Source organism: Arthrobacter alpinus (assembly GCF_001294625.1).
Lineage (GTDB): Bacteria > Actinomycetota > Actinomycetes > Actinomycetales > Micrococcaceae > Specibacter > Specibacter alpinus_A.
In genome coordinates this window covers 1,224,327-1,249,119 of record NZ_CP012677.1, presented here as the reverse complement: position 1 = coordinate 1,249,119, position 24,793 = coordinate 1,224,327, and the positions used below count along the sequence as shown (strand labels likewise).

The 24,793-nt window shown below is 64.5% G+C and carries 25 protein-coding genes, 6 tRNA genes and 1 riboswitch; of the genes, 17 read left to right on the top strand and 14 right to left on the bottom strand.

The features are described 5' to 3' along the window. Window positions 1-45 precede the first annotated feature (45 nt). The 9 genes from AOC05_RS05500 to AOC05_RS05460 all read right to left on the bottom strand — a co-directional run bounded on the left by AOC05_RS05500 (window position 46) and on the right by AOC05_RS05460 (window position 4,735). On the bottom strand, window positions 46-1,608 hold the full coding sequence (locus AOC05_RS05500; protein ID WP_062006357.1) for an RsmB/NOP family class I SAM-dependent RNA methyltransferase: 1,563 nt from the start codon (window positions 1,606-1,608) through the stop codon (window positions 46-48). Then, window positions 1,605-2,525, bottom strand: coding sequence for a methionyl-tRNA formyltransferase (fmt, locus tag AOC05_RS05495; protein WP_062006355.1), 921 nt, complete (start codon window positions 2,523-2,525; stop codon window positions 1,605-1,607). The genes AOC05_RS05500 and fmt overlap by 4 nt, the downstream gene beginning before the upstream one ends. After that, window positions 2,522-3,085, bottom strand: a complete 564-nt coding sequence (gene def, locus AOC05_RS05490) for a peptide deformylase (RefSeq protein WP_062006354.1) — start codon at window positions 3,083-3,085, stop codon at window positions 2,522-2,524. The genes fmt and def overlap by 4 nt, the downstream gene beginning before the upstream one ends. A 94-nt stretch (window positions 3,086-3,179) precedes the next feature. Continuing rightward, window positions 3,180-4,025 (bottom strand): cytochrome, encoded by an 846-nt coding sequence (locus AOC05_RS05485; RefSeq protein WP_062006352.1) that lies wholly within the window; start codon window positions 4,023-4,025, stop codon window positions 3,180-3,182. Between the two features lie 155 nt (window positions 4,026-4,180). Then, window positions 4,181-4,255, bottom strand: a tRNA-Val gene (locus tag AOC05_RS05480). A gap of 66 nt (window positions 4,256-4,321) precedes the next feature. After that, a tRNA-Gly gene (locus tag AOC05_RS05475) sits at window positions 4,322-4,394 on the bottom strand. Window positions 4,395-4,443: 49 nt separating this feature from the next. After that, window positions 4,444-4,515, bottom strand: a tRNA-Val gene (locus tag AOC05_RS05470). Between the two features lie 49 nt (window positions 4,516-4,564). Next, window positions 4,565-4,638 (bottom strand) — tRNA-Cys (locus tag AOC05_RS05465). 24 nt (window positions 4,639-4,662) lie between these two features. Beyond that, window positions 4,663-4,735 (bottom strand) — tRNA-Gly (locus AOC05_RS05460). A gap of 425 nt (window positions 4,736-5,160) precedes the next feature. On the opposite strand from AOC05_RS05460, the gene AOC05_RS05455 reads away from it, so the two are divergent. Next, window positions 5,161-5,235, top strand: a tRNA-Val gene (locus AOC05_RS05455). A gap of 114 nt (window positions 5,236-5,349) precedes the next feature. Here AOC05_RS05455 and AOC05_RS05450 read toward each other — a convergent pair. Both AOC05_RS05450 and AOC05_RS05445 read right to left on the bottom strand, forming a co-directional pair. Beyond that, on the bottom strand, window positions 5,350-5,664 hold the full coding sequence (locus AOC05_RS05450) for a DMT family transporter (protein ID WP_062006350.1): 315 nt from the start codon (window positions 5,662-5,664) through the stop codon (window positions 5,350-5,352). A gap of 12 nt (window positions 5,665-5,676) precedes the next feature. Further along, window positions 5,677-5,753: riboswitch (guanidine-III (ykkC-III) riboswitch) on the bottom strand. A gap of 71 nt (window positions 5,754-5,824) precedes the next feature. After that, the gene (locus AOC05_RS05445; protein WP_062006348.1) at window positions 5,825-6,460 is read right to left on the bottom strand and encodes a TetR/AcrR family transcriptional regulator; all 636 of its coding nucleotides are present in this window, start codon (window positions 6,458-6,460) and stop codon (window positions 5,825-5,827) included. Between the two features lie 78 nt (window positions 6,461-6,538). Here AOC05_RS05445 and AOC05_RS05440 point away from each other — a divergent pair, with 78 nt between their 5' ends. Further along, on the top strand, window positions 6,539-7,600 hold the full coding sequence (locus tag AOC05_RS05440; RefSeq protein WP_062006346.1) for a flavin-containing monooxygenase: 1,062 nt from the start codon (window positions 6,539-6,541) through the stop codon (window positions 7,598-7,600). Window positions 7,601-7,776: 176 nt separating this feature from the next. Next, entirely contained in the window at window positions 7,777-7,977 is a 201-nt protein-coding gene (locus AOC05_RS05435) for an antitoxin (protein ID WP_062006344.1), read from the top strand. Window positions 7,978-8,061: 84 nt separating this feature from the next. Here AOC05_RS05435 and zapE read toward each other — a convergent pair whose 3' ends face one another. Next, window positions 8,062-9,126 carry a cell division protein ZapE gene (zapE, locus tag AOC05_RS05430; RefSeq protein WP_062006341.1) on the bottom strand — a complete coding sequence of 355 codons (1,065 nt, stop codon included), beginning with the start codon at window positions 9,124-9,126 and terminating at the stop codon, window positions 8,062-8,064. A 245-nt stretch (window positions 9,127-9,371) separates the two neighbouring features. Between zapE and AOC05_RS05425 the strand changes: the two genes are divergently transcribed. The 3 genes from AOC05_RS05425 (at window position 9,372) to ybaK (ending at window position 11,381) form a co-directional block, all read left to right on the top strand. After that, complete coding sequence (locus tag AOC05_RS05425; RefSeq protein ID WP_062006339.1) at window positions 9,372-10,292, top strand: sulfurtransferase; 921 nt, start codon at window positions 9,372-9,374, stop codon at window positions 10,290-10,292. A 46-nt stretch (window positions 10,293-10,338) separates the two neighbouring features. Beyond that, window positions 10,339-10,797: a SufE family protein gene (locus AOC05_RS05420; protein ID WP_062006337.1), complete on the top strand. Its 459-nt coding sequence runs from the start codon at window positions 10,339-10,341 to the stop codon at window positions 10,795-10,797. Window positions 10,798-10,880: 83 nt separating this feature from the next. Beyond that, a complete protein-coding gene (ybaK, locus tag AOC05_RS05415; RefSeq protein ID WP_062006335.1) occupies window positions 10,881-11,381 on the top strand; it encodes a Cys-tRNA(Pro) deacylase in 501 nt (166 codons plus the stop codon). Window positions 11,382-11,482: 101 nt separating this feature from the next. On the opposite strand, the gene AOC05_RS05410 is transcribed toward ybaK, so the two are convergent. Continuing rightward, window positions 11,483-12,700 (bottom strand): alpha/beta hydrolase family protein, encoded by a 1,218-nt coding sequence (locus AOC05_RS05410; RefSeq protein ID WP_062006333.1) that lies wholly within the window; start codon window positions 12,698-12,700, stop codon window positions 11,483-11,485. 124 nt (window positions 12,701-12,824) lie between these two features. On the opposite strand from AOC05_RS05410, the gene AOC05_RS05405 reads away from it, so the two are divergent. From AOC05_RS05405 to AOC05_RS05360, 10 genes are all read left to right on the top strand, one after another. After that, window positions 12,825-13,316: a hypothetical protein gene (locus tag AOC05_RS05405; RefSeq protein WP_062006331.1), complete on the top strand. Its 492-nt coding sequence runs from the start codon at window positions 12,825-12,827 to the stop codon at window positions 13,314-13,316. 14 nt (window positions 13,317-13,330) lie between these two features. Beyond that, window positions 13,331-13,747, top strand: a complete 417-nt coding sequence (gene msrB / locus AOC05_RS05400) for a peptide-methionine (R)-S-oxide reductase MsrB (RefSeq protein WP_186759320.1) — start codon at window positions 13,331-13,333, stop codon at window positions 13,745-13,747. A gap of 216 nt (window positions 13,748-13,963) precedes the next feature. Continuing rightward, entirely contained in the window at window positions 13,964-15,349 is a 1,386-nt protein-coding gene (locus AOC05_RS05395) for a DUF6421 family protein (protein WP_222440095.1), read from the top strand. Window positions 15,350-15,367: 18 nt separating this feature from the next. Further along, entirely contained in the window at window positions 15,368-16,135 is a 768-nt protein-coding gene (locus AOC05_RS05390; RefSeq protein WP_154605284.1) for an SDR family NAD(P)-dependent oxidoreductase, read from the top strand. Between the two features lie 17 nt (window positions 16,136-16,152). Continuing rightward, the gene (locus AOC05_RS05385) at window positions 16,153-17,223 is read left to right on the top strand and encodes a threonine aldolase family protein (RefSeq protein WP_062006318.1); all 1,071 of its coding nucleotides are present in this window, start codon (window positions 16,153-16,155) and stop codon (window positions 17,221-17,223) included. Between the two features lie 89 nt (window positions 17,224-17,312). Beyond that, window positions 17,313-17,882, top strand: coding sequence for a DUF3000 domain-containing protein (locus tag AOC05_RS05380; RefSeq protein ID WP_062006316.1), 570 nt, complete (start codon window positions 17,313-17,315; stop codon window positions 17,880-17,882). A gap of 73 nt (window positions 17,883-17,955) precedes the next feature. After that, the gene (locus AOC05_RS05375; RefSeq protein ID WP_082357786.1) at window positions 17,956-19,353 is read left to right on the top strand and encodes an HRDC domain-containing protein; all 1,398 of its coding nucleotides are present in this window, start codon (window positions 17,956-17,958) and stop codon (window positions 19,351-19,353) included. Between the two features lie 138 nt (window positions 19,354-19,491). Continuing rightward, the gene (locus AOC05_RS05370) at window positions 19,492-20,760 is read left to right on the top strand and encodes a thiolase family protein (RefSeq protein ID WP_062006313.1); all 1,269 of its coding nucleotides are present in this window, start codon (window positions 19,492-19,494) and stop codon (window positions 20,758-20,760) included. Further along, complete coding sequence (locus AOC05_RS05365) at window positions 20,757-22,901, top strand: 3-hydroxyacyl-CoA dehydrogenase NAD-binding domain-containing protein (RefSeq protein ID WP_062006312.1); 2,145 nt, start codon at window positions 20,757-20,759, stop codon at window positions 22,899-22,901. Before AOC05_RS05370 ends, AOC05_RS05365 begins: the two co-directional genes overlap by 4 nt. 137 nt (window positions 22,902-23,038) lie before the next feature. After that, window positions 23,039-23,491, top strand: a complete 453-nt coding sequence (locus tag AOC05_RS05360) for a Rieske (2Fe-2S) protein (protein WP_062006310.1) — start codon at window positions 23,039-23,041, stop codon at window positions 23,489-23,491. Window positions 23,492-23,517: 26 nt separating this feature from the next. Here AOC05_RS05360 and AOC05_RS05355 read toward each other — a convergent pair whose 3' ends face one another. Continuing rightward, window positions 23,518-24,495 (bottom strand): aldo/keto reductase, encoded by a 978-nt coding sequence (locus AOC05_RS05355; protein WP_062006308.1) that lies wholly within the window; start codon window positions 24,493-24,495, stop codon window positions 23,518-23,520. Between the two features lie 99 nt (window positions 24,496-24,594). On the opposite strand from AOC05_RS05355, the gene AOC05_RS05350 reads away from it, so the two are divergent. Next, on the top strand, window positions 24,595-24,792 hold the full coding sequence (locus tag AOC05_RS05350) for a hypothetical protein (protein WP_062006306.1): 198 nt from the start codon (window positions 24,595-24,597) through the stop codon (window positions 24,790-24,792). Window position 24,793: the final 1 nt, after the last annotated feature.

The window sequence follows — 24,793 nt, the reverse complement described above, 5'->3', positions numbered from 1 at the left end:
GGGCATGGGAACCCTTTCTAGGGGTGGGCGTGCGTGTGTTTCGGGTCAGAGCTTGCGGATGAGCGCCAGGAACATGGCGTCGGTCTGGTGGATGTGCGGCCACAGCTGCGCGGTCATCTTGTTGGTGGCCAGCTCCGAGCTCGTATTGCCCGCACCCAGGTTCCCGGTGAGGCTGACGGCGTCCAGGGCGGCGCCGGCGTCGAGCAGTTCCAGATCCGCACGCTTGCGCATGACGTCCTCCACCACGGTGATGGTCTCGGCAATGTGCGGGGAACACGTCACATAGGCCACCACTCCACCGGGTTTGACGGCTGCCAGCGCCGAGGTCAGCAGCTCGCGCTGCAGCGGGCCCAGCTCGGTGACGTCCGAGAGCTTGCGGCGCCAGCGTGACTCGGGGCGGCGGCGCAGGGCACCAAGGCCGGTGCAGGGGGCGTCGACAAGGACCCTGTCAAAGGATTCGGGGTGGTCTACGCCCACGTCCCGGCCATCCCCGGTGCGCACGCTCCAAGTGTGTTCCGGGACGGCGGCCAAGGCCTGTTCCACCAGCTTGGCACGGTGCGGGGTGGGCTCGTTGGCCAGGATCCAGGCACCCTTCTCGGCGGCCAGCGCACCCAGCAGGGCAGCCTTGCCGCCGGGGCCGGCGCACAGGTCCAGCCAGCGCTCCTCCCCGTCCTTGAGCTCGCTGGAGATGTCCACCCCGGCCAGGGCCCGGGCCACCAGCTGTGAGCCGACGTCCTGAACCCGGACCGTTCCTTCGCGCACGCTGGCTAGGCGGCCCAAGTCGCCGCCGGAGGACAGCGCCGAATCGACGGCCAGCTCCCCCGGCGTGAACCCGGCCTCAAACGCCTCGTCAAGGCTGCCCAGGCCAGGCAGTGCCACCAGGTTCACCACGGGGGCGGAGTTGTCGGCCTCTAGCAAGGCCGTAATCTCGGAGACCTCGCGGCCGTGGGCCACCAGTGCCTGGCGCAGTGAGCGCACGATCCATTCGGGGTGGGAATGCTCGATCGAGGCAACCTTCACCTCGTCGGTGAGCCCTGCCGTCAGTTCGGTGAGCCACTCGGGGAGTTCCTTGGCTGCCACCTTGCGCAACACGGCGTTGATGAGCGCCGACGGTCCAGCACCGATGACGGCGCGGGCCAGGCCCACCGTCTGGTCTAGGGCGGCATGGGCCGGCACGCGCATGGCCACCAGCTGGTGGACGCCGATCCGCAAAGCGTCCAGAATGGCCGGGTCAAGCTCGGACAGGGGGCGGTCCACGCAGCGGGCCAAGATGGCGTCGTACGTTCCCTGGGCGCGCAGGGCACCGTAGGCCAGTTCGGTGGCGAAGCCGGCGTCGCGGCGGTCCAGTTTGTGGTGCCGGATGCGGGAGGGCAGCACCAGGTTGGCGTAGGCGTCGTCGCTGGAGACGGCGCGCAACACCTCAAACGCCACTAGCCGGGCGGGGTCGGCGGCGCGGCTGCGTTGCGAGGGGGCCGCCGTGGTGCGGTTGCGCCCCGTGCTGCGGTTGCGTTCCCGGCCGGAGTCGTCACGACGGCGCGTGCCCCCCGCTCCCTGGTTGCCTGCGCCCGGGTTGGACCGGCTTGAACGCCCGCCTTGCTCGCTGGTCATTCAAACACCACATCTTCCTTGTTCGCCAGGCCACGGGCCCAGTCGCTTGCGTTCATAAGTTTCTTTCCGGCAGGTTGCACGGAAATAAGTTCGACGGCGTGGGAGCCGGTTCCCACCAGGACGGATTTGCCATCAACTCTGAGGTGGGCGGGGGCCAAATCGGTGACGTCCGGGCGCTGCTCAACGGGGCCCAGCTTCAAGCGCTGTCCACCGAGCATGGTCCATGCACCCGGCTCGGATGTGACGCCACGAATCCGACGGTTGATGGCCAGGGCCGGATTGCTCCACAGCACATGGCCGTCCTCCAGCGTCAGTTTCGGGGCCAACGTCACCTCGCCTTGTTGCGGCACGCCGGCAAGGCGCCCGGTGGCCAGCGCGTCAATGGTCTGCGCCAGGAGCGCGGCGCCGCTGTGGGAGAGCCGTTCCAGCAGTTCAGCGCTGGTGTCGGTCCGCTGGATCGCTTCGGTCATGGTGCCGTATACGGGACCCGTGTCAAGACCCTTCTCCAGCAAGAAGGTGGATGCCCCGGTGACTTCGTCCCCGTTGATAAGCGCATGCTGGACGGGGGCTGCGCCACGCCAGGCCGGCAGGAGGGAAAAGTGCAGATTGATCCAGCCGTGTTCGGGTATGGACAGTGATTGTTCGGGTATGAGGGCGCCGTACGCCACAATCGCGGCGACCTCGGGGGCTGCTGCCGCAATCGCTGCGGCGGCTTCGGCGTCGATCTTGTCCGCCTTGATGACAGGCAGGCCCAGTTCCTGAGCCCGCGCCGCCACGGGCGACGGCGTGAGGACGCGCTTGCGGCCCAGGGCCGCATCCGGGCGGGTCAGGACGGCAACGATCTGGTGCCCGGCCGCAAGAAGCGCTTCCAGGGATGGCAGGGCGACTGCGGGGGTGCCGGCAAAAAGAACCCTCATTGGGCGGCGCCTGCACCGAATGCCGAGCCAACGGTGCGGGCGCGCTTGGTCACGGTTTGGGCTGTCACGTTGTGGTAGTTGGCGGTGCGAATAGCACGCAGGGCGCTCTTGCGGTCCTCGCCTTCGAGTAGGTCCACGTACAAGGTGCCGTTGAGGTGGTCGGTCTCATGCTGGAAGCACTTGGCCAGGGCGCCCGTGGCTTCCATGTCCAGCTGCGCCCCGTTCTTGTCCACGCCGGAAATCCGCACCCAGCGGTGGCGCCGGACGCCGAAGCCCAGGCCCGGGACCGACAGGCAGCCTTCGGGTTCATCGGGCTGGAAGTCGTCACTAGTGACGATGACAGGGTTGATCACATGCCCCTCGTAACCATCCACGGCGTAAGTGAAGATACGCCTGTTGACCCCGATCTGGGGGGCTGCCAGGCCTGCACCGCGTACGTCGACCATGGTCTGGGCCATGTCCTCGATGAGCTTGGCCAGCTCGGGCCCAAAGTCGCTCACCTCCTCGGCGACGGTTCGCAGCACGGGGTCGCCAATGATGCGAATGCTCAAGATGGCCATGGGTTGGGACCTCACTTTGAAATGGAAGCGAACCGTTGCCGGTCGCGCAATGACGCTGAACCCTAGTTTAGTCAGCGTTCCGGGTGGGCGGGAATCAACGGGCGGCGGGCGGTTCGATCGGGAGCAGGGGGGCTCCGGCCTCCGCTGCCTCCAACGAGGTTTGCCACACCCTGCGCAGGGAAGCGAACTTGAACCAGTGCGGTTTCAGGACTGCCGGGTTGGCGCGTAAGGTCCGCACCTCGGTTTCACCGATGGCAACACCTAGGAGTACCGGCTCCTGCCCGTACTTCCAGGCCTCCCACGTCCCGGCCGCCTCGTCCACGATTGACTCCTCGGCCTTCATGCCAGCCACCAATTGCATCACCACCTTCGCATCAAGGCCTTTGACCTGGCCATTGCGGTCAGTTCCCTTGGTCTTGTAGTCGATGATGCACAGCTTTCCGCCGATGGTCGCCACCAGGTCAAGAGTTCCGGCGTAGCCGAGTGTTTCATTCCACACGGTGATCTCCGGTGCCAGTGGTTGCACTTGATATTCGTCCCACCAGGCGTCAAAGCGCAGCGCGAAATTCTCTTCCCCTTGTTCGGCCAGCGCAGCACGCGCCTCCGGCATCTGGTGGGGGCGGCCCAACGCGCGCAAGGCAAGCTGCTCGCAGTAGTGGTGCACCCGGTCGCCACGAGCGGCCGCGGCGTCGCGGAATTGTTCGGCGGCGTTGGAGCTGTCCCGGACCACTGTCCGCAGCTTGCTGGCGTTGCCCACTGCACCGCCCAGTCCGGGGTGCAGGGCGACGGCGTTGGCCGCCATATACCCGATCCAGCCGTCCAGGCTGGTGGACTGCTGGGAGATCACCGTGGTGATGGAGGGAACTTTGGGCGGATCGGTCAGGGACCGCCCGTACATCCGGCCAAGTTCGGTGCTGTGTGCCAATGCTGGTGAGCTCATGGTTCCACTATTTCATTACCCGGACCGCGCTGGGTGCAATTGCCGGGTCCGTTGTGGATAAGATGGCCGCGTTTTCCGGTGGCGGGGGCCGTTGTGGTGACCCGAGGGCGGCCGGCCAGTGGCGGATCACCACAACGGCCCCCGCACTGGTTTTTTGGTGGGCGATACTGGGATCGAACCAGTGACCTCTTCCGTGTCAGGGAAGCGCGCTACCGCTGCGCCAATCGCCCAAGCAAGTGAAATTATACAAAACTGCCGGAATCCTTAAGGATTCCGGCAGTTCATGCATATATCCGAGCGGTTGACGAGATTCGAACTCGCGACATCTACCTTGGCAAGGTAGTGCTCTACCAGCTGAGCTACAACCGCAATGCTACTTTCCGGATTGCTCCGGGGAATGAACCGTGAAGTTCATTCGTGGGCGATACTGGGATCGAACCAGTGACCTCTTCCGTGTCAGGGAAGCGCGCTACCGCTGCGCCAATCGCCCAAATGCATCCCGCTGAACTATACAGCAAAATACTTTGGTTCAGCCAAAATGGAGGTGGGAACGGGATTCGAACCCGTGTGCACGGATTTGCAGTCCGTTGCCTCGCCTCTCGGCCACCCCACCGTGATAACTGAACAGTGTCATGCGAGCGGTTGACGAGATTCGAACTCGCGACATCTACCTTGGCAAGGTAGTGCTCTACCAGCTGAGCTACAACCGCATAAGCATCATTTTCTCCCGTTTGCGTTTCCGCTTCGGTAGTCCGTGTTGCTGCGGTGAAAACAATACCCGAGGCTTTTCCCAAACACCAAATCGTGAGGTCCCAGAACACTCTTCCCCGGGCACCAAGGCGTCAAAATCCCCGAAATGGCGGGGAAGTAGCCCAGAATATTCGAATTACAGCCATGTCATTCAACGACCATTTCGGAGTTTTTTACCCCTTCCTGACGCTATTTGGCCACATTGGTCACTGAGACGCTGGTCACAACAACTCCGTCTGCGTGGCAGATTGCTCGTCAGCAGCACCCCAGCCAGGCAGGTGGGCCACCTTGCACCCGGAATTGTGTCGATGGGAAAGTTTGAGCTAGTCTATTGAACGCACCAAGGAAAGTGCTTGACTCCCCCAGGGAAACAAGAACGTGATTTGGGCGATTGGCGCAGTGGTAGCGCGTTCCGTTCACACCGGAGAGGTCACTGGTTCGAACCCAGTATCGCCCACCAAAGAAAAATCCCTCCGACCAGCACAAACGCTGGTCGGAGGGATTTTTTTCTTTAACACACTGAACCGCGGACGACGGCGGAACTTAGCGTGCGCCGTCGTCCGCCGTGCAGGGGTCAATGGGCCAGTTTCAACCCCACGATGCAACCGATCAGGCCCAGAAGCAGCAGGACCTTCAGGAGTGAGACGGCCTCCGTCCCCGTCACCATCGCGTAGCTGACGGTCAGGGCAGCCCCGATCCCCACCCAGACCGCATAGGCGGTGCCGATGGGGAGGGTGCGCATGGCCCAGGCCAAACCGGCCATGCTGGCGACGAGGGCCACGCCAAAAACGACCGTGGGGCCGAGTTTGCTAAAGCCCTCACTTTTGCCCAAAGCCGTGGCCCAGACGGCTTCCAGCATTCCTGAGATGATCAAGACGATCCATGCCATGAGAATTCCTCCACGGCGCCGTCTTGTCGCTGGCCGGGTACGGCGCACCTCGTCCGGGTGCCTAGCGGCTGCCTTCATATTGGCACGCCCTGATACCGGGGCATAAATCGAGTGCGTGAGTCACCCCGGCAAGGTGGACGCCACGGCGGATATGGGGCTGCTAAGACAGCGCTTTGAGCAGCGAGTCGAAAACCCATTGCCTATACCGGGGCCCTGACCAGCCAAAGTTGCCCCGCAAGGAGGCATAGGTATCCGGGTGCCCGATCATGAAAATGAGGGCGGCGGCGTCGTCGTCACCCATGCCGTCACTGAGCCCGCCCCGCTCCCGGATGGCGGCCGCGGCCTCTCGGTAGTGCTCCATGCGCTGCCGCGCCCGCCTGTCCCGCAGTTGCGCCACGGCGGGATCGACGGCGGCCGCCTGAGCGATGACCGTGAAGATGGCGCTGCTGCGGGGCAGGCCCTCGACAAACCAGTCCGCCAACACACCCGCCACCGCAGGGAAGCTCGTGGCAACGGCGGTGCGTTCGCGCATGAAATCCGGCACAGTTGCGGGGGCATTGGGCCCGGCAACGGCAGCGTCCAAGACGGCGGAGAGGAGGGCGGGCTTGTTTCCCACGGAATTGTAGATGGTTTGGATGGCCACGCCCGCGGCAGCCGCGATGGAGCCGATGGTGGTGGCTACATAGCCTTGCGCCAGGAACAGTTCGCCAGCCGCTTGCACAATGTCGGAGCGGGTCCGTGCCGCCTGCAATCCGCGACGTCCCACGGGGCGAGAGGGTTCTGCCGTGTCAACCATAATTTTAGAATAGCATTACACTGACTAGAAGCGTATTCTAATGAGATCGTTGGGTTGCGAAATCGCAGGAGGCGCATCATGGCTGTACAGCAGGCGGGCGGGACCATTGTCATTGGGGCAGGGCAGGCGGGGCTCGCCACGGCGTTCCACTTGTCCCGGCTCGCGATTGATTGCGAAGTACTGGAACAGGGTGTGCCGGGGGATTCATGGCGGCACCGTTGGGATTCCCTGCGGCTGTTCACGCCCGCCCAGCACTGCGGCCTGCCGGGGCGGCGGTTCCCGGCACCGCGCGGGACCTTCCCCAGCAGGGACCAAACGGCTGCCTACCTGCGGGACTACGCTGCGGAACTGCCGGTCACCGCGGGTGTCACCGTCACGGCCCTGCGGCGCACGGACGCCGGATTTGAGTTGGAAACCTCCCAGGGACCCCGGACGGCCGCGCAGGTGGTGGTCGCCACGGGAGCCAACACAGTGCCCCGGATTCCGGCGCTTGCACGGCGGCTGGCCCCGCAGATGCACCAGCTCCACAGTTCGGACTACCGCAACCCGGGCTCGGTACCCGACGGCGGCGTCCTGGTGGTGGGCAGCGGCACCTCGGGGGTGCAGATCGCCATTGAGCTGGCCGAAACCCACCGCGTCTGGCTGGCGGGAAAGGCGCCCTTCCACATCCCCGATGCCCTCCTAAAGTACGGCGGAGACCTTTACTGGCAGTTCATCCACCGCGCGCTGACCCGGCGCACACCCTTGGGTCGAAAAGTGGCACCCAAGACGGTGGCCCATGGCGCCCCGTTGATCTCCGTTTCCACGGCGGATGCCGAGCGGGCCGGCGTCGTTCTCCTGCCGCGCCTTGAGTCCGTGGCGGACACCGGCGCCCCCTCCTTCGTTGGACAATCCATCCCGGACGTCACCACGGTCGTCTGGGCCACCGGGTTCCGGCCTGACTATGCCTGGATTAGCGGGCTGGAACGCGACGGGCATGGCTGGCCGCTGACGGACCGGGGCGCAGCCGCAGCCCTGCCGGGGCTGTTCTTTGTGGGGGTGCCTTTCCAGTTTGGGCTTACCTCCGCGCTTCTGGGCGGGGTGGGGCGCGACGCCAGGCACGTGGCCCGCATGGTTGCCGCCGGGCAGCGCACCATTTGAGGATTCACCCCTCCGGGGGAAAATTTGTGCTGCGCTTGGCAACGGGACAGGACCGAACGCGGCGGCCCTGGCACCTCCTAGGAGAGTCTGGTCGAGCCATTGACAATGTGTTGGTCAGAGCTAAAGCTTAAAGAAGTTGGGGCGCCAATGGCCCCAGGACCGAAGGGAGGTGCCTATTGTCTATATTTGACGATATCAAGGGCAAAGCTGCGGAATTCATTGATGGCAAGGAGGACGCGATCAAGGGCGGCATCGAAAATGTTGGCGACTTTCTCGACAGCAAGACCGGTGACAAATTCAAAGATCACGTCGACTCCGCTCAGCAGGCAGCATCCACGTTCGTGGATGGTGCCGCCAAGAACGGACCTGCACAGTAGAACCGCCCTTCGCCCTTAATATGGCGTCAGAGGAGGCGTCGGTCCTGTCGAGAGACAGCACCGACGCCTTTCGTCGTTAACCGCTTAGCCCACGGAGGCCGGCACCGTCTCCGGTGCATCGGCTTGTGCTTCGCGCGCCAACGCAGTCAGTCGCGACACGGCGCGGAAATATTTCTTCTGGTAGCCACCGCTCATCATTTCGGGTGTGAACAAGGCATCCAAGGATACGCCGCTGGCCAGGATGGGCACGTCCTTGTCGTAAAGGCGATCAGCGAGGACCACAAACCGCAGGGCCACTGACTGCTCCGTGATGGTGTGGACGTTGCGCCACACCACCGCGTCGACGCCTTCCAGCATTTGCCTGTACCGCGAAGGGTGCACACCGGCCAGGTGTTCAACCAGGATGCCAAAGTCATCCACGGCGACAGTCTTGTCGGCAAATTCGCGGCGCATGGTGGCATCCAGATCGCTATTGGCGATGGGGGCCGGCGGAGTGGGCAGGCCCCGGTGGCGGAAGTCCTCACCGTCGATGTGCAAGATCTCAAACTGCTCGGCCAGGACCTGGATTTCACGCTGGAAATCGACCGCAGCAAACCGGCCGTCCCCGAGGGATCCGGGCAGGGTGTTGGAGGTGGCGGCAAGCTTCACACCGGCGTCGGCCAGTTCACGCATCAACCGTGACATCAGCACGGTGTCTCCTGGGTCATCCAACTCAAACTCGTCGATGCACACCAGTTTGTAACTGCTCAGCGCCTCCACCGTCTTGCGGAAGGACAAGGCCCCTACCAGGTTGGTGTACTCGACAAAGGTACCGATGGCCTTGGGCCCCTCCACCTGATGCCACAGCGAGGACAAGAGGTGGGTTTTGCCCACTCCGAAGCCGCCGTCGAGGTAGATCCCTGCCCGCGCGGCAGGCGTTTTGGCCTTGGAGCCGAAGAGTTTCCGCAACCCGGTGACGGGCTTCGTCGCCACTGTGGCCCCGAATTCCTCCAGCATCTGCACGGCTTGGGCCTGTGAAGGCTGGGCCGGGTCTGGCCGGTAGGTGGCGAAGGAAACCTCCCCAAACCGGGGCGAGGGGACAAATCCCTTTAGCAGTTCCTCCACCGAGACTGCCGGGCGGCGGGTGGAGAGTTGCTCAACTTGTACCAAGGACTGATCCGTTCATCAAGGAAACTGTAGAAAGGTGCTGCAAGGCGCACAGCTTCAAGAATACCGCCGAGATATTGCCCCAGGTTAACGGCGGGAAGCATTCAGGGCCTGAAATCGTTACGCTGATGATGAGGAAATGGCCGTGCCGCCACCAAAGCGGGGGCCACAAATCTCAGCCCTGCCTAGCGACGGGGTCCCGGAATTCTCCGGCGACCCGCGGGAGGGCTGTCTACGGAAGGGGCACCATGCCTGTTGCAGTTGAAACCAATGAGAAGTTTGCCTCTTATGCCCACCCCGAACGCCTCGTTTCCACCCAATGGCTTGCGCAGGCTCTTGCCAGCGGCGCCACGAAAGATGGCAGCTTGGTAGTTGTGGAGTCGGATGAGGACGTGCTGCTGTATGAGACCGGCCACATCCCCGGCTCGGTCAAGATTGACTGGCACACGGACCTGAACGACGACGTGAGACGGGACTACATTGACGGGGCGGCTTTCGCCCTCCTGGCCGCGGCCAAGGGCATCTCGCGCGACACCACCGTGGTGGTGTACGGCGACAAGTCCAACTGGTGGGCCGCGTACGCCCTCTGGGTCTTCACGCTGTTCGGTCACGAAGATGTCCGGCTGCTCGACGGCGGCCGCGACAAGTGGATTGCCGAAGGCCGCGAGCTGACCACGGATGCCACGGAGGTGGCCCGAGCCACCAGCTACCCGGTGGTGGAGCGCAATGACGCCCCCATCCGCGCCTACAAGGACGACGTTCTTGCCCACGTGGGCAACCCGCTGATCGACGTGCGCTCCACCGAGGAGTACACCGGTGAGCGCACCCACATGCCCGCCTACCCGCAGGAAGGCACACTTCGCGGCGGCCACATCCCCACGGCGGCCTCCGTCCCGTGGGCCCGGGCCGCCGAGAGCGACGGCACTTACCGGAGCCGCGAAGAACTCGAGGCCCTGTACCTCGGCGAGGCCGGGCTGAAGGCTGGCGACGACGTCGTGGCCTACTGCCGCATCGGCGAACGTTCCAGCCACACCTGGTTCGCCCTGAAGTACTTGCTCGGCTTTGACACCGTCCGCAACTACGACGGCTCCTGGACCGAGTGGGGCAACGCCGTCCGGGTACCCATCGCGGTGGGTTCAGAGCGCGGGGAATGGCCCAGCGCCAGCTGAGCCCCAGATTCCCCACCCCGCCGAAAAGAAACGTATCCTTTAGTCAATGACTATTTCACCAGTACTCCCCCCAACATTGGCAGAGATCGTAAGCGATTTTCAGGAATTGGAAGAACGCGATAGATTGACGCTCCTGCTGGAATTCTCACGCACCCTGCCGGCGCTGCCCGAACGGTTGAGTAACCATCCCGAGTTGCTCGAACAGGTCCTCGAGTGCCAGTCGCCGTTGTTCCTGACGGTGGAGGCAGAGAAAACGGACGACGGCGAGGTCATGCGGTTGTTTTTTCAGGCGCCTCCCGAGGCACCCACCACGCGCGGCTTCGCCTCGGTGTTGTTTGAGGGTTTGGACGGGCTGACGGCTGAAGAGATCTTGGCTGTGCCCGATGACATGCCGGAGCAGTTGGGTCTCACCCGTGCCATCTCGCCCTTGCGCATGCGCGGCATGTCGGCGATGTTGGGGCGGGTCAAGCGCAAGGTTGCCAGCGGGGTGCGCCCGCCCGCCTGATGGGAACCACGGTGGCACACCTGCCCCGTCGCGCCATGGTTCGCCATGGCGGGACGGGGCATTTCGCTGCCATAATTAATGGCATGGGAAAAAAGCACGCCGCCGCCAGCGCCGGCACACCTGCAACCGTTGCCTTGTCCGCAGCGGGCGTGAGCTTCACCCCGCACGCCTATGCCCACGACCCTGCGGCGGCCAGCTTTGGGATGGAAGCGGCCCAGGTCTTAGGTGTGGCCCCCGAACGGGTCTTCAAAACCTTGATGGCCGATGTGGACGGCACACTGACCGTGGCGGTGGTTCCTGTCAACGGCAGCCTGAACTTGAAGGCCCTTGCCCACGCCTGCGGGCACAAACGGGCCGCCATGGCGGACCCGGCCGTGGCACAACGCCGAACGGGCTATGTACTGGGCGGCATCTCCCCTCTGGGCCAGCGCCAGCACTCCCCCACCGTGGTGGATGAATCAGCCTTGTTATTCGAGACCGTCTACGTCTCCGGCGGCCGGCGGGGCTTCGACGTCGAGCTGGCCCCGACCGATTTGCTCCGGCTCACCAACGCCATCACAGCACCCATCAGCCACGCCGGCTAGCTCAAATTCATCGAAGCCGACGGAACCATGCCGAGGTCGACGCTGCGAAACTGCCGATTCGCGACGGTCCGTCTACCTCGGCCGGCTTCAGGGCGCGAAGCTCAGCCCCGGGGTAGCCCGTAGCGGCCCAGGCGCGGGCGCAGCCACGTTTCCACGACGCTTTCCCAGCGGACGGGATCGACGTTCCATTCCTTGGTGTGCCGGGCCTTGCTGAACGGCTCAAAGGTGACCATTTCGGGATTCCGCTTTGCCAGCTCTGCGGTGGGTTCGTAGGGCACAAAGTCGTCGTCGATGCTGTGCAGGATCAATGTGGGAGTGCGCAGCTCGACCGCCCGGCTCACCCAATCCATGCTCTTGAGGTTGACGGGCGCCGCCAACCCGGTGATGCGCCTGCCCAGAGGATGACTGAGCATCAATTGGCCGTACCGGCCCACATAGTCCGGGATCCTATTCATCTGCGCCTGGTGTGCCAAAACATTGACCCAGTTGATCACCGGGGCGTCCAGCACCATGGCCAGGATATGTTTGCGGTTCCGTGCCAGATCGGCTGTCTGCAGGCAGATGGCCGCTCCCATGGAGTAGCCAAAGAGGACCACGTTCTTGGCGCCGTGCGCCACGGCGTAGTCGACGGCGGCTTCCACGTCGGCCCATTCGGTGACCCCCAGCCCGTACCGGCCGTCGGCCGCTGCAGGAGCGTCGCCGTCGTTCCGGTAAGAAATCAGCAGAGCGTTCATGCCGAGGCGATGGGCTGCCGGGACGGCGCGCAGGGCTTCGCTGCGGGTGGCACCGCGCCCGTGGACCATGACCGCCCACGTGGGCAACGCATCCGGTGCCTTCACGAGCCAGGCAGGGGCGGGGCCGCCGGGTAGCGCCAGGGTCACCTCTTCGGCGTCGAGCCCCAATTCCTCCGGATGGGCGTACACGCTTCCCGACCACCATCCGCTGGTAGCTGTGCGCAAGTCGCCGCCGTGGACGGCAAGAATTTCCCGGGTGATGCTGCCTTCACGTGGCACGTAGCTGACAATGGAGCCGATCACGGCGTGCGCGCGGCCACCGTCAAAGTAAATCGCGTATGTGCCCTCGATGATGGTGTCCGGGCTGGCCCCGAGCACCACCTGCACATCGGACCCCTTGGCAATGACGGCAAGGATGGAGACGTCGTCCAGGCGAGTCTTGTCCGGGGTGACCACCCGGCGTGCAAAAAATGCTGCGAGAGCCGAGGTGGCCATGACCACTGTGATCGCGGCACCGCCGGCCGCCCCGGCACCCAGCGCACCCCATTTGAGCCATTTGTTGGACTGTCGCACCGAAGTTGCCATACCCCCATTCTGCCTACCCGTGCCGAACTCGTCGAGCGACGCACCGGGCTGCGCAGAACAATCGTGAGCAGTATTTACTTCGACACGGTAAGCAATATTCCATTCGTATGCCTAAGCTGGAGCCATGAGCGACGCCATCATCATCCTGACCGAAGAACCCCTGACGGCCACCGATGTCATAAACATCACTGAACTGTACGGCCCCGACGACGACGTTGAGTTGGTCTTGCTGGTTCCTGCCGACACCAAACGCCACTTGCTGGTGGACGTGATCGACCAGCTGACAATGCTCGATCTGCCCGGAGTTCTGCGTGAGCTCCGCGAAAAGCCGGACACTGCCACCATCCGGGCCGAGGCGCAGGAAACTCTTGACTCTTCATTGGCGGTGCTCACCGGTGCGGGGGCCAAGGTCACCGGCCGTGTTGCCGACGGCGATCCGGTGGCCTCCTTGACCGCCGCGGTCACCGACTCAGGTGCCCGTCAAGCCGTGGTGGTTACCCGGCCGCACGCCCTGGCTGACACGTTCCGGCAGGACTGGGCCACCCAGGCCCAAAGGAAGCTGGGGCTGCCGGTGTTGCATCTATACTCCGATTCGGGATTTATTGGCGACTCCTGAGCGTTGTGAACAGTATGACTAATTCTACTGAAGGTGCCCTGTCCAAGACCGATGAACAATGGCGTGAGGAACTGACGGCGGAAGAATTTGCTGTTTTGCGCCAAGCTGGCACGGAGCGGCCGTTCACCGGCGAGTACTGGGACACCGCCACCTCGGGTGTTTACGCCTGTCGGGCGTGTGGCGCGGAGTTGTTCACCTCACGGGAAAAGTTCTCCTCCCACTGCGGCTGGCCGTCCTTCTTTGCCCCTCTCGCCGAGGACACTGTCCGCTACCTCCATGACAAGACCTTGGGCATGGAACGGATCGAGGTTCGCTGCACTGCCTGTGACTCGCACCTGGGCCACCTGTTCAAGGGTGAGGGATACGACACCCCCACTGACGAGCGTTTTTGCATCAACTCGATCTCGTTGCGTCTATTGCAGGATCCGTAAAACCGCCAAGTAGCCCCGCAGTTCCTCTGACGGCATTCAGGCGGCGCTCCACTCGTTCGATCATCCAAGCATGGTCAGCGCTGTGGCAGCGCCGCCTTCTTTACGCCTCGAGGGCGACAGTTGCTAATGCTCGGGAATATGGCACATTAGTTTTACTGTTCCATTGCTAGGCTCGAAAAAATATCAATGGGACAGCAGCAAAGGATAGCCACTTCCATGAACATCACCCTGGACACCCCGGGCACCACGGCACATGCCAACTACGGCGACCTTGTCACAGACCCGGCCTGGCTGGCGCTCAAGCACGCAGCCACCAGCTTGCAGGAACTGCAAGCCAAGGACGGCTCCGTCCCCAACGCGGCGGACCATCCGCACGCCTTGGAGCTCATTGCCACCATCACGGCCAGCATCGGCGAGTTGGCGCCGCATTTCCCCCACGACGCACAGTACCTGAGCCTGGCCCAGGCGGATTTTGCCACCTGGGCAGACGGCGGACTGGCTGTCCCCGACTTCCTTGACTCACTCCTGGCGTTCAACCCTCAAGAACATCGCGTCAACGGTCTGGGCCACTTGGTGGTGTTCCCGATGTACACCCAAAACGGCTCCACCTCCCGCTTTGTCGAAGCCGTCCTGGTGGAGGTCATCTGGCCCGAGTTCATCGACGAACTGGAAGCAGGCAGCTACTCCAACAAGCTGTTTGTCCCGCTCCGCTTCATCGACTTTACCCCCGGCTATGACACCAACTCAGCCGTCCTGTTCCCGGAGAGCGTGGCCGTCCGGGACACCCCCACCTTCACCTGGGGCGCCATCTTCCAGGACCGCGAGGCCGCCCGCTTCCGTCGCGTGGTCAAGGAGGCCGCCCAGGTGACCCGGTTGGAGTTGCCCGCGGACGCGCTCGAACTTCTCGACAACCAAGCACTTACCCAGGAAACCTTTGTCATGTGGGACCTGATCCACGACAGGACGCACATGCGCGGGGACCTGCCTTTTGACCCCTTCATGATCAAGCAACGGATGCCGTACTTCCTGTATTCGCTGGAGGAACTGCGCTGCGATTTGACCGCCTACCGCGAGTCGGTGGCCGTGGAGCACGACGCCAATGCCTCCCCCGAGGCCCGCAAACACGCCAAGCTGGTCCAGTACGCGGTCATTTTTGATCGGATCTTCCGCTTCGCCATCACCGGCTCCCGCGTGCGCAACTACGACGGCCTGGGCGGCCAGCTGCTCTTCGCCTGGCTGCACCAGCACCACGTGCTGCACTGGACCGACACCAAGCTCACGATCGACTGGACAGAGGTACCCGACGTCGTGATCGCCCTGGGCCGCGAAATTGAAGAGCTGTACTGGCGTTCCATCGACAGGCCCAAACTGGCCCACTGGCTGGCCGCCTACGAGCTGGTCTCCGCCACCTTGACCCCGAATCCGGCCTCCACCTGGGCGAAGGGTCCGGACGCGCTGCCGCTGACGGCCCCCCTGCGCGAGGTCACCGACCAGGTCATGGACGATGAATTCCCGCTCTCCATGTTTTATGAAGCCCTGTCCAAAAAGATGCGCGATGTCATCGAATCGACCACCGGCATCACCGGCATCAGCGCCTCATAGATGGGTAGTGTAGATCCCATGACCATCCCAACCTCGCCGCTGGTGGTGATCGCCGGCGGTAGTAGTGCCGCCGGCATCGCCACAGCCACCGCCCTCGTCCAGGCAGGCTTCCGGGTCCTGACCGTAGGGTCCGACGCCGGGCGCATCGGGTCGGCGGCCGCCCTCACCGGCGGTGCCCTCCCCCTGTCCTGCGACCTGGCCGACAACGCTGCCGTGGCAGCCTTGGCAGAGCAGGTGCGCGCCGATCATGGCCGCGTCGACGGGCTGATCCACCTGGTGGGCGGCTGGCGTGGCGGCAAGGGCCTGGCAGGGCAATCCGATGCGGACTGGGACTTTTTGCACCGTTCTGTTCTGACGACGCTGCGCAACACCACCCGGGCGTTTTACGAGGACATCGCCGCCTCGGCGGCCGGCCGGATGGCCATTGTCTCCTCCACAGCCGTCACGGCACCCACCCTTGGCAATGCCAACTACGCGGCCGTCAAGGCGGCGGCGGAGACCTGGATGGGGGCCCTGGCCCAGGGGCTGGCCTCAGTTGCTTGCAGCACGGGGGCCAGCAGCACAGCGAGCAGTGATGCCGCGGCCAGCAGCGAGGGGACCAGCGCAAGCCGGGCAGCCGCCGTCGTACTGGTGGTTAAAGCGCTGGTGGATCCGGCCATGCGCGCCGCATCACCTGAGCGCACGTTCCCCGGTTTCACGGACGTGTCCACCCTGGGGGACACTGTGGTGAGGCTATTTTCCACTCCGGCGGCTGGGCTCAACGGCTCGCGCCTCATCCTTTCCTAGAGAAGGCTTTTTATTTCATGACTGACACCGTTTTCACGCCCGCCCGCCTGCACGACGCAACTGTTCGCAGCTTCGCGTCGGACAACTATTCAGGCGTCCACCCCGAGGTGCTCGCCGCGCTGGTCGCCGCCAACGACGGACACCAGGTGGCCTATGGCGAGGACGTTTACACCGCCCGGCTGCACCAGGTCATGGCCGAGCTGTTCGGCAAAAAGGTGGATGTGTTCCCGGTCTTCAATGGCACCGGCGCGAATGTGACGGCCCTGCAGTCGCTACTGCCCCGCTGGGGTGCTGTGGTGTGTGCTGCCACCGCGCACATCAACTGCGACGAAAACGGCGCCCCGGAGCGGGTGGGCGGCATGAAGCTGCTTGCCGTGCCCACCGACAACGGCAAGCTGACCCCTGAGCTGATCGATAAGGAGGCCTGGGGCTTTGGCGACGAGCACCGTGCCCAGCCACTGGCCGTCTCCATCACCCAGACCACGGAGCTAGGCACCTGCTACACGCCCGCAGAGGTGCGTGCCATCTGTGAGCATGCCCACTCCTTGGGCATGAAAGTACACATGGACGGCGCCCGGCTAGCCAACGCGGCAGCGTTCCTGAACGTCCCGGTGCGCGAGTTCACCTCCGACGCCGGCGTGGACGTACTGTCCTTTGGCGGCACCAAGAACGGGATGATGTACGGGGAGGCGGTAGTGGCGCTGAACCCGTCGTCGGCCGACGGCCTGATCTACCTGCGCAAGATGAACATGCAACTGTCCTCCAAGATGCGCTTCATCTCCGCCCAGTTCTTGGCCCTGCTCAGCGATGACTTGTGGCTGAAGTCGGCCGGGCACGCCAACGCCATGGCCGCCAAGCTGCGCGCCGCGGTCCAAACAATTCCCGGCGTGAAGCCCACACAGGCCACCGAGTCCAACGGCGTCTTTGCCGTCCTGCCCGACGGCGTCGCCGAGCGTTTGCGTGAATCCTTCCGGTTCTACGACTGGAACGCCGCGGCCCAAGAGGTGCGCTGGATGTGCTCCTTCGACACCTCCGCGGCCGACATCGACGCATTCGTAGCGGCCATCCGCACCGAACTGACCCCATAGCACCAAACACTGGGCACCAAACCGGCCGCGCCTTGGCATGTGCGGCGCGCCTCACACGGAAATTGGTGGGGACGCAATAATCTGCCAATGTGAGAGAACTTCCGCAGCTTCCCACTGACTTTCAGGCAGCGCTTTCGTCCCTGCGCACCACGCGGAGCCGCAGCGAACTGACCCTGGAGGAGATCCCGGCCCCCACCCGGCTGGCACCGTTTGGCGTCGCCCTAGGCGCCGAGGTGGTTCTCGACGGTGAGGAACTCGCCACGGGCCGCTTCATCTTGCTCCACGACCCCAACGGTTCCGCCCTGTGGGAGGGCACTTTCCGCATCGTCACCTACATCCGGGCCCAGCTCGAACCGGACATGGGCAACGATTCCCTCCTCGGCAATGTGGCGTGGGCGTGGCTGGTGGAGGCCCTTGCCGAGCACGAGGCGGAGTACCGCTCCGCCGGCGGTACGGCAACCAGGATCCTCTCCGAAAGTTACGGCACCCTGGCTGCCCGTGATGACGCGGTAGACATTGAGCTGCGGGCCTCGTGGACGCCTACCTCCCCCGCCGTCCAGGCCCACCTGGAAGCCTGGTCGCAGATGGTGTGTACCTTTGCGGGGCTGCCCCCCGTGCCAGACGGGGTGACCCTACTCCCGGCGCGGCGCCGTTTCTAAGCTGACCCGTTTCTATGCTGCGCTTTGGCCGGCGGGGCCCACACTCCGCAGGCTTCGCTAGACTGGGTTTATCATGATCAACCCAGAATCCACCGCACACAGCCGCACCCGGGCCAAAAAGTCCACCGATTTGAACAACATCGCCGCCTCGGGCCATGCGTCAACTGTTGATCTTGCCCCGCCACCGCTGACCTCCGTGGTCATTGACGGCGTCCGCGTCGAGCTTGACGATCTGCCTGAGTTGGTTGAATTGACCATGCCGCGGGACGGTATTCCCGAGGTCGTCTCCACCCCCGCGGAGTTGCGACGTTGTGCGGCCGCCCTTGCTGCCGGCCACGGGCCCGCCGGCGTGGACACCGAACGGGCCTCCGGGTTCCGTTACGGCCAGCGCGCCATGCTGGTGCAGATTCGCCGTGAAGGTGCGGGCACCTGGCTGATCGATCCCGAAGCGTTTGAGAACCTGGGCATCATCAATGACGCCCTGAGCGGGGTTGAGTGGATTTTGCACGCCGCCAGCCAAGACCTGCCCTGCCTGGCAGGAGTGGGCATGTGGCCGGACAAACTCTTTGACACGGAGCTGGCGGCCCGACTGGCGGGCCTGCCCAGGGTGGGGTTGGGCGCCGTCGTCGAGTCCTTGCTGGGGTATCACCTGGCCAAGGAACATTCAGCGGCAGACTGGTCCAAACGGCCGCTTCCCGAGCCGTGGCTTCGCTACGCCGCCCTGGACGTGGAAGTCCTGGCCGAGCTCGAGGAGGAGTTGCTGGCACTGTTGGAGGCTGACGGGAAGCTGGACTATGCCGCCCAGGAGTTCCAACACCTGATCGACGCCGGCGTGCCCGCCCCACGTGTTGACCCGTGGCGGCGCACCTCGGGCTCGCACACCATCCGCAACCGGGTCCAGCTGGCAGCCGTTCGCGAACTGTGGCAAACCCGGGAAAAACTGGCCGAGCTCCGCGACATTGCCCCCACACGGCTCATTCCCGACACGGCCATCATCGCCGCCGCCAAAGGCATGCCCACCACGGTGCCGGCCTTGCTGGGGCTGCCGGGCTTCCATGGCCGCGCCGCCAAGCGTGACGCCCCGAAGTGGCTGCATGCCCTCCACATGGCGAAGAACAGCACCGACCTGCCACCGCTACAGGTCTCCAACAACACCCCGCCACCCCCACGCGTGTGGGCAGAGCGCGATCTTGAGGCGGCCGAACGGTACGCCACGGCCCGCCCACGCCTGGCAGCGATCTCCGACGAGCTGCACATTCCCGCCGAGAACATCCTCACCCCGGACTTTCTGCGCCGGATCTGCTGGCGACCGCCGTCGCCTATCACCGAAGAAACGGTGACGGCAGCACTTACCGGGCTCGGCGCACGCCGGTGGCAGATTGAGAAGACGGCGCCAATGCTGGTGCAGTCCCTGGCCAACCCCGATCCGCTGCCGCCGAAGGAGCCGCGGGGGGGCGAGACGGCCGCCTGACACCGCCCGGACGGCGATGCTGCGCCGGCCACCACTTTGACCTCTAAGTTACTGACAAGTAACATGATGTGTGACACAGTCGTCCCCGCGCGTCTAGGGGTACGGCGTCCTCTGTTATGTGCACTCAAGGAGCTACAGGTGAGCCAAACCCGGCAGATTAGGGACGTCGTCTTTGTTGACGGCGTCAGGACCCCCTTTGGACGGGCCGGTGAAAAAGGCATCTACGCCTCCACCCGCGCCGACGACCTGGTGGTCAAGTGCATCCGCGAACTGATGCGCCGCAACCCCTCCCTTCCCCCGGCCCGCGTTGACGAGGTGGCCATTGCCGCCACGACACAGACCGGCGACCAGGGCCTGACCATCGGGCGCACGGCGGCACTGCTGGCCGGGCTCCCTGCATCCGTCCCCGGTTTCGCCATCGATCGGATGTGCGCCGGCGCCATGACGGCCGTGACCACCACCGCCTCGGGTATCGGCTTTGGCGCCTACGACGTGGTGATCGCCGGCGGCGTGGAGCACATGGGCCACCACCCCATGGGATCCGGGGCCGACCCGAACCCGCGCTTCATGTCCGAACGCATCGTTGACCCTGCCGCCCTGAATATGGGCAACACGGCCGAGAACCTGCACGACAGGTTCCCTGCCATTACCAAGGACCGCACCGACGCGTACGCCCTGGCCAGCCAGCAAAAACTTGCCGCCGCGTACGCCAAGGACCAAATCCAACCCGACCTGGTGCCCGTCGCCACCCTCAAGCCCGAACAGGGCTGGAGCATCAATACGGTAGATGAGCCCCCGAGACCTAGCACCACGCTGGAGGACCTGGCAGGCCTGCGCACCCCGTTCCGCGCACACGGGCGTGTCACAGCAGGCAACGCCGCCGGCCTAAACGACGGCGCCACGGTGGCGCTGTTGGCCTCCGCAGAGGCCGCCGCCGAGCTGGGCCTCCCGGTCAAGATGCGCCTTGTCACATACGCGTTTGCCGGCGTCGCACCGGAGATCATGGGTATTGGCCCCGTCCCGGCCACTGAGAAGGCACTCAAGCTCGCCAGCCTGTCCATCGAGGACATTGGCCTCTTTGAAATCAACGAGGCCTTCGCCGTCCAGGTGCTGTCCTTCCTTGATCACTTCGGCATCGCGGACGATGACCCCCGCGTCAACCGCTACGGCGGCGCCATCGCCGTGGGCCACCCCCTGGCCTCCTCCGGCGTGCGGCTCATGAACCAGCTGGCCCGCCAGTTCCAGGAAGACCCCGCCGTCCGGTACGGCATCACCACCATGTGCATCGGCCTGGGCATGGGTGCCACCGTGATCTGGGAAAACCCGCACTTCGAGATCATCGAGCCCGCCCAGACCCAGGTCTCGCCAAGCTCGACCGCCGCAAACACCGAGGGGAGCGCCACATGAGCGCCCAGGACTTTCAAAAGCTCGCCGCCTTGTTCCCCGACGAGGTGGTGACGCACTCCTATGTGCAGGACATTGCCCTTCCCGGCGTCGACGGCGCCCCGAGCGCAGGCACTTTCGCCCTGGTCACGCTCGACAACGGCCTTGACCACCGCCGACCCAGCACCTTGGGCCCGAACACGCTCATTGAATTGGGCACCGTACTGGAAACCCAGCGAGAGCGTGCGGCACGGGGCGAGATCGCCGGCGTCGGGGTCACCGGCAAGCCGTTCTTCCTGGCCGCCGGCGCCGACCTGTCCGCCGTGAAGGGCCTCAAGGACAGGGACGCCGGGCTGTGGATGGCCCAGCTGGGCCACGACGTCTACTCCACACTAAATGATCTGGGCGTGCCCAGCTTTGTGTTCATCAACGGCCTGGCGCTGGGCGGCGGCCTGGAGATCGCCCTGAACGCCACCTACCGCACGGTATCCACGGGGGCAGGCGCGCTGGCCTTGCCCGAGGCGTTCCTGGGCCTGGTCCCGGGCTGGGGCGGGGTCTACCTGCTCCCCCGACTGATCGGACCGGCCAATGCGGTGAAGGTCATGCTGGAGAATGCCCTCTCCAACAACCGGACCCTCAGCGGCCCGGCCGCGTTCAAGCTGGGCATCGCCGACGCCTTGTTCGAACCTGCGGATTTTGTGGAACAGTCCGTGAAGTGGGCCGCACGCGTCCTGGCGGGCGCCGAAAAGGTGACCCGGGCCAACGCCGTCGCCGAGCCGCTCAGCGAGGAGAACAGCGCAGCCTGGGACGCCGCCGTCGCCCATGCCAAGACGTTTGTGGAGGCCAAGACCTCCAACGCAGCGCCCGCACCGGCACGCGTGATCGAGCTTCTGGAAAAGGGCAAGCACTTCACCCGCGCACAGTCGTTTGCCGCCGAGGATGAGGCGCTGGCTGACTTGATGCAGACGCCTCAGTTCAAGGACACCGTCTACGCATTCCTGGACCTGGTGCAGAAGCGGGCCAAGCGACCGGCTGGCGCGCCCGATCCCAAGCTGGCCCGGCCCGTGACGAAAGTTGGCGTGGTGGGGGCTGGCCTGATGGCGGGGCAGTTCGCGTTGCTGTTCGCCCGCCAGCTCAAGGTGCCCGTGGTCATGACGGACATCGATGCGGCACGCGTGGACAAGGGCGTGGGCTACGTGCACGGCGAGGTGGACAAGCTGCTCGCCAAAGGCCGGATCAGCCAGGATGCCGCCAACCGCACCAAGGCGCTGGTGACCGGTTCCGTCTCGAAGCAAGCGTTTGCCGACGCCGACTTCGTGATCGAAGCCGTGTTTGAGGAACTCAACGTGAAGAAGGCTGTCTTTGCCGAGGTGGAGGCGATCGTTTCACCCGAATGCATCCTGGCCACCAACACCTCCTCGCTGTCCGTCACGGCCATGGCCGAGGACCTGGTGCACCCCGAGCGCGTGGTGGGCTTCCATTTCTTCAACCCCGTGGCCGTCATGCCGCTGCTGGAGATTGTGCGGGCACCGAACACCGACGACGCCGTCCTGGCCACCGCGTTTGCCACGGCCAAGACGCTACGCAAGACGGCGGTGCTGGTCAAGGACGCCACCGCTTTTGTGGTGAACCGGGTGTTGTTGCGCCTCATGGCCGAAGTGTCCCGCGCGTTCGACGAAGGCACCGACGCTGCTGTTGCCGACAAGGCGCTGCGCCCCATGGGCCTGCCCATGACACCGTTCACGCTGCTGGCCATGGTGGGCCTGCCGGTGGCCCAGCACGTCACCGAGTCGATGCACGCCACCTTCGGTGACAGGGTGGCTGTTTCTGCCAACATCCAGGCACTGATCGACGGCGGCAAGAAGGGGCTGTGGGCCACCGCCGCGGACGGCTCACAGTTCATTCCCGAGGAGACCCTGTCCTTGCTGCGCTTTGGCAACACCCCGTCCACGAGTGAGGAACTGCTCTCCAAGACCCAGGATGCACTGGCGCAGGAGATTGGCCTCATGCTCGAGGAGGGTGTGGTGTCCGGACCGGAGGACATCGACCTGTGCATGATCTTGGGTGCCGGCTGGCCCATGCACCTGGGCGGCATCACCCCCTACCTCGACCGGGTGGGCGCCTCCGAGCGGGTCAACGGGAAGCGCTTCCACCCGGTGGTCTAGCCGCCACGGCGGGCTCGAACGTACAGCAGTTGTTGATGTTTACGGGGCATACCAACAACTGCTGTACGTTCGCGCTCCCGCTGCCCGGCTGTGCTCCCGTTTCGCTTTCCCACGCTACGTTCTGGGAGTATGTAGCCATGACCGTTGAATCTTCCCTGACCCGCCGCAACGTCCTTCGAGTGAGCACCGCAGCCTCCGGCGCCGCGTGCGCCCTGGCCCTGGCCGGCTGCGCACCCGCTGGGCCGGCGCAAATAAGCGCAGGCAAAACACCAGAAGCCATCCCTTCGACGGGAACCCCGGTCCGGGTTGGCAAATTGTCCGATGTTCCCGTGGGCGCCACGGCCAAGGGCGTTGCCAACGACGTCAATGTGGTGATCTTCCGCCCCAATGAGGCCACGGTCCTGGCCTACAGCGACGTGTGCACGCATGCCGGCTGCCAGGTAGCCCCCAACGGCGCCGACTTCAAGTGCCCCTGCCACAGTTCAGTCTTCAAGGGCAGCGACGGAACAGTGGTGTCCGGCCCGGCCAAGGCGCCGCTGCCGCGCTACGCAGCAGCCATCGACGGCGAATGGATCACCGTCAGCATCTGATTCTGCGAAACGCAGGATCCAGGGCGTTAGAACAAAGCGACCTTAGGAGTCGGCGGGAAGATCTCATCCAGCTCGGCCAGATCCTCCAGGGTGGGCTTCCAGCTGGCGGCCCCCGCGTTCTGGCGCACCTGCTCTGGTTTGGTGGCACCGGCGATCACGCTGGCCACCGACGGTTGCGTCGCCAACCAGGAGAACGCCACCTGGACTTCCGTGAGTCCGCGCGCCGCGGCGAAGGCACCAAACGCGGTGAACTGGTCCTGTTCGGCGGCTGCCACCATGTGCTGGCGGGTGTGTGAGAGCCTGCTGCCCTCCGGCACCACCCCGCCGCGGTACTTGCCGGTCAGCAGGCCGTTGGCGAGGGGGAAGTATGGCATAACACCCAATCCGTATGCCTCGGCGGCCGGTGTCACTTCAAGCTCTGCGCGACGATCAAGGAGGTTGTAGTGGTTCTGGCTGGCCACAAAACGTTCGGTTCCCAGGGCCCGGGCCGTGTGTTCGGCGTCGGCGATCTGCCAGCCAGCAAGATTGGACTGTCCAATATAACGCACCTTGCCGGCACGGACCAGGTCATCCAGTGCCGAAAGCGTCTCCGCCATGGGCGTGCGCTGATCTGGTGTGTGATAGTAAAACAGGTCCAAATAGTCGGTGTTTAACCGGCGCAGCGACGCCTCGACAGACTGCAGGATGTACTTCCGTGAGCCGCGCCCACCCCAGTCCACACCGTTGGCGCCTTGGGCGTCCATGCCAAACTTGGTGGCCACGATAACCTCCTCGCGGTGTGCCCCCAGCGCCTTGCCCAGGATCGTTTCGCTGAGCCCGGGGGTCATCCCATAAACGTCTGCCACATCAAAGTGCGTGATGCCGCAGTCTAGGGCGGCATGGACGACGGCGTCACTGCCCTCCTGCGTTTGTGTCGCCGTCCCGCCGCGGCCGAGGTTGTTGCACCCCAGCCCCACGGTTGAGACGGTCAGTCCGGAGGTGCCCACTTGGCGGTATTCAGTCATGCTTCCACAATAGCGAATACAAGACGGCCCCATGTTCGGACCTAAAGCTGGTAGGTTCCACTCATGAAGTTCTAGCGCTACATCTACCTGGCCATCTTTGTGGCCGCCGCCGTCTTCGTCTGCGTCCTCGAGGTGCCCTTGTGGGAGAAGTTCGTCATCTTGGCATGGACGGCAGCACCTCTGGCAATCAACGCGTACCAGGAGTGCAAGAAGACCCAAGCCGCAGCGGAACAAGAATCCCATTCCTCAACTTCGGTAGAGGATCAAGTTCTCCATGCCTACAAGGAACGCGCCTGAC

Bases quoted from the DNA above. Each gene is read 5' to 3' on its own strand.
- AOC05_RS05500 (WP_062006357.1), bottom strand. From the start codon at position 1,608: ATGACCAGCGAGCAAGGCGGGCGTTCAAGCCGGTCCAACCCGGGCGCA.
- fmt (WP_062006355.1), bottom strand. From the start codon at position 2,525: ATGAGGGTTCTTTTTGCCGGCACCCCCGCAGTCGCCCTGCCATCCCTG.
- def (WP_062006354.1), bottom strand. From the start codon at position 3,085: ATGGCCATCTTGAGCATTCGCATCATTGGCGACCCCGTGCTGCGAACC.
- AOC05_RS05485 (WP_062006352.1), bottom strand. From the start codon at position 4,025: ATGAGCTCACCAGCATTGGCACACAGCACCGAACTTGGCCGGATGTAC.
- AOC05_RS05450 (WP_062006350.1), bottom strand. From the start codon at position 5,664: ATGGCATGGATCGTCTTGATCATCTCAGGAATGCTGGAAGCCGTCTGG.
- AOC05_RS05445 (WP_062006348.1), bottom strand. From the start codon at position 6,460: ATGGTTGACACGGCAGAACCCTCTCGCCCCGTGGGACGTCGCGGATTG.
- AOC05_RS05440 (WP_062006346.1), top strand. From the start codon at position 6,539: ATGGCTGTACAGCAGGCGGGCGGGACCATTGTCATTGGGGCAGGGCAG.
- AOC05_RS05425 (WP_062006339.1), top strand. From the start codon at position 9,372: ATGCCTGTTGCAGTTGAAACCAATGAGAAGTTTGCCTCTTATGCCCAC.
- AOC05_RS05420 (WP_062006337.1), top strand. From the start codon at position 10,339: ATGACTATTTCACCAGTACTCCCCCCAACATTGGCAGAGATCGTAAGC.
- ybaK (WP_062006335.1), top strand. From the start codon at position 10,881: ATGGGAAAAAAGCACGCCGCCGCCAGCGCCGGCACACCTGCAACCGTT.
- AOC05_RS05410 (WP_062006333.1), bottom strand. From the start codon at position 12,700: ATGGCAACTTCGGTGCGACAGTCCAACAAATGGCTCAAATGGGGTGCG.
- AOC05_RS05405 (WP_062006331.1), top strand. From the start codon at position 12,825: ATGAGCGACGCCATCATCATCCTGACCGAAGAACCCCTGACGGCCACC.
- msrB (WP_186759320.1), top strand. From the start codon at position 13,331: ATGACTAATTCTACTGAAGGTGCCCTGTCCAAGACCGATGAACAATGG.
- AOC05_RS05395 (WP_222440095.1), top strand. From the start codon at position 13,964: ATGAACATCACCCTGGACACCCCGGGCACCACGGCACATGCCAACTAC.
- AOC05_RS05390 (WP_154605284.1), top strand. From the start codon at position 15,368: ATGACCATCCCAACCTCGCCGCTGGTGGTGATCGCCGGCGGTAGTAGT.
- AOC05_RS05385 (WP_062006318.1), top strand. From the start codon at position 16,153: ATGACTGACACCGTTTTCACGCCCGCCCGCCTGCACGACGCAACTGTT.
- AOC05_RS05375 (WP_082357786.1), top strand. From the start codon at position 17,956: ATGATCAACCCAGAATCCACCGCACACAGCCGCACCCGGGCCAAAAAG.
- AOC05_RS05365 (WP_062006312.1), top strand. From the start codon at position 20,757: ATGAGCGCCCAGGACTTTCAAAAGCTCGCCGCCTTGTTCCCCGACGAG.
- AOC05_RS05360 (WP_062006310.1), top strand. From the start codon at position 23,039: ATGACCGTTGAATCTTCCCTGACCCGCCGCAACGTCCTTCGAGTGAGC.
- AOC05_RS05355 (WP_062006308.1), bottom strand. From the start codon at position 24,495: ATGACTGAATACCGCCAAGTGGGCACCTCCGGACTGACCGTCTCAACC.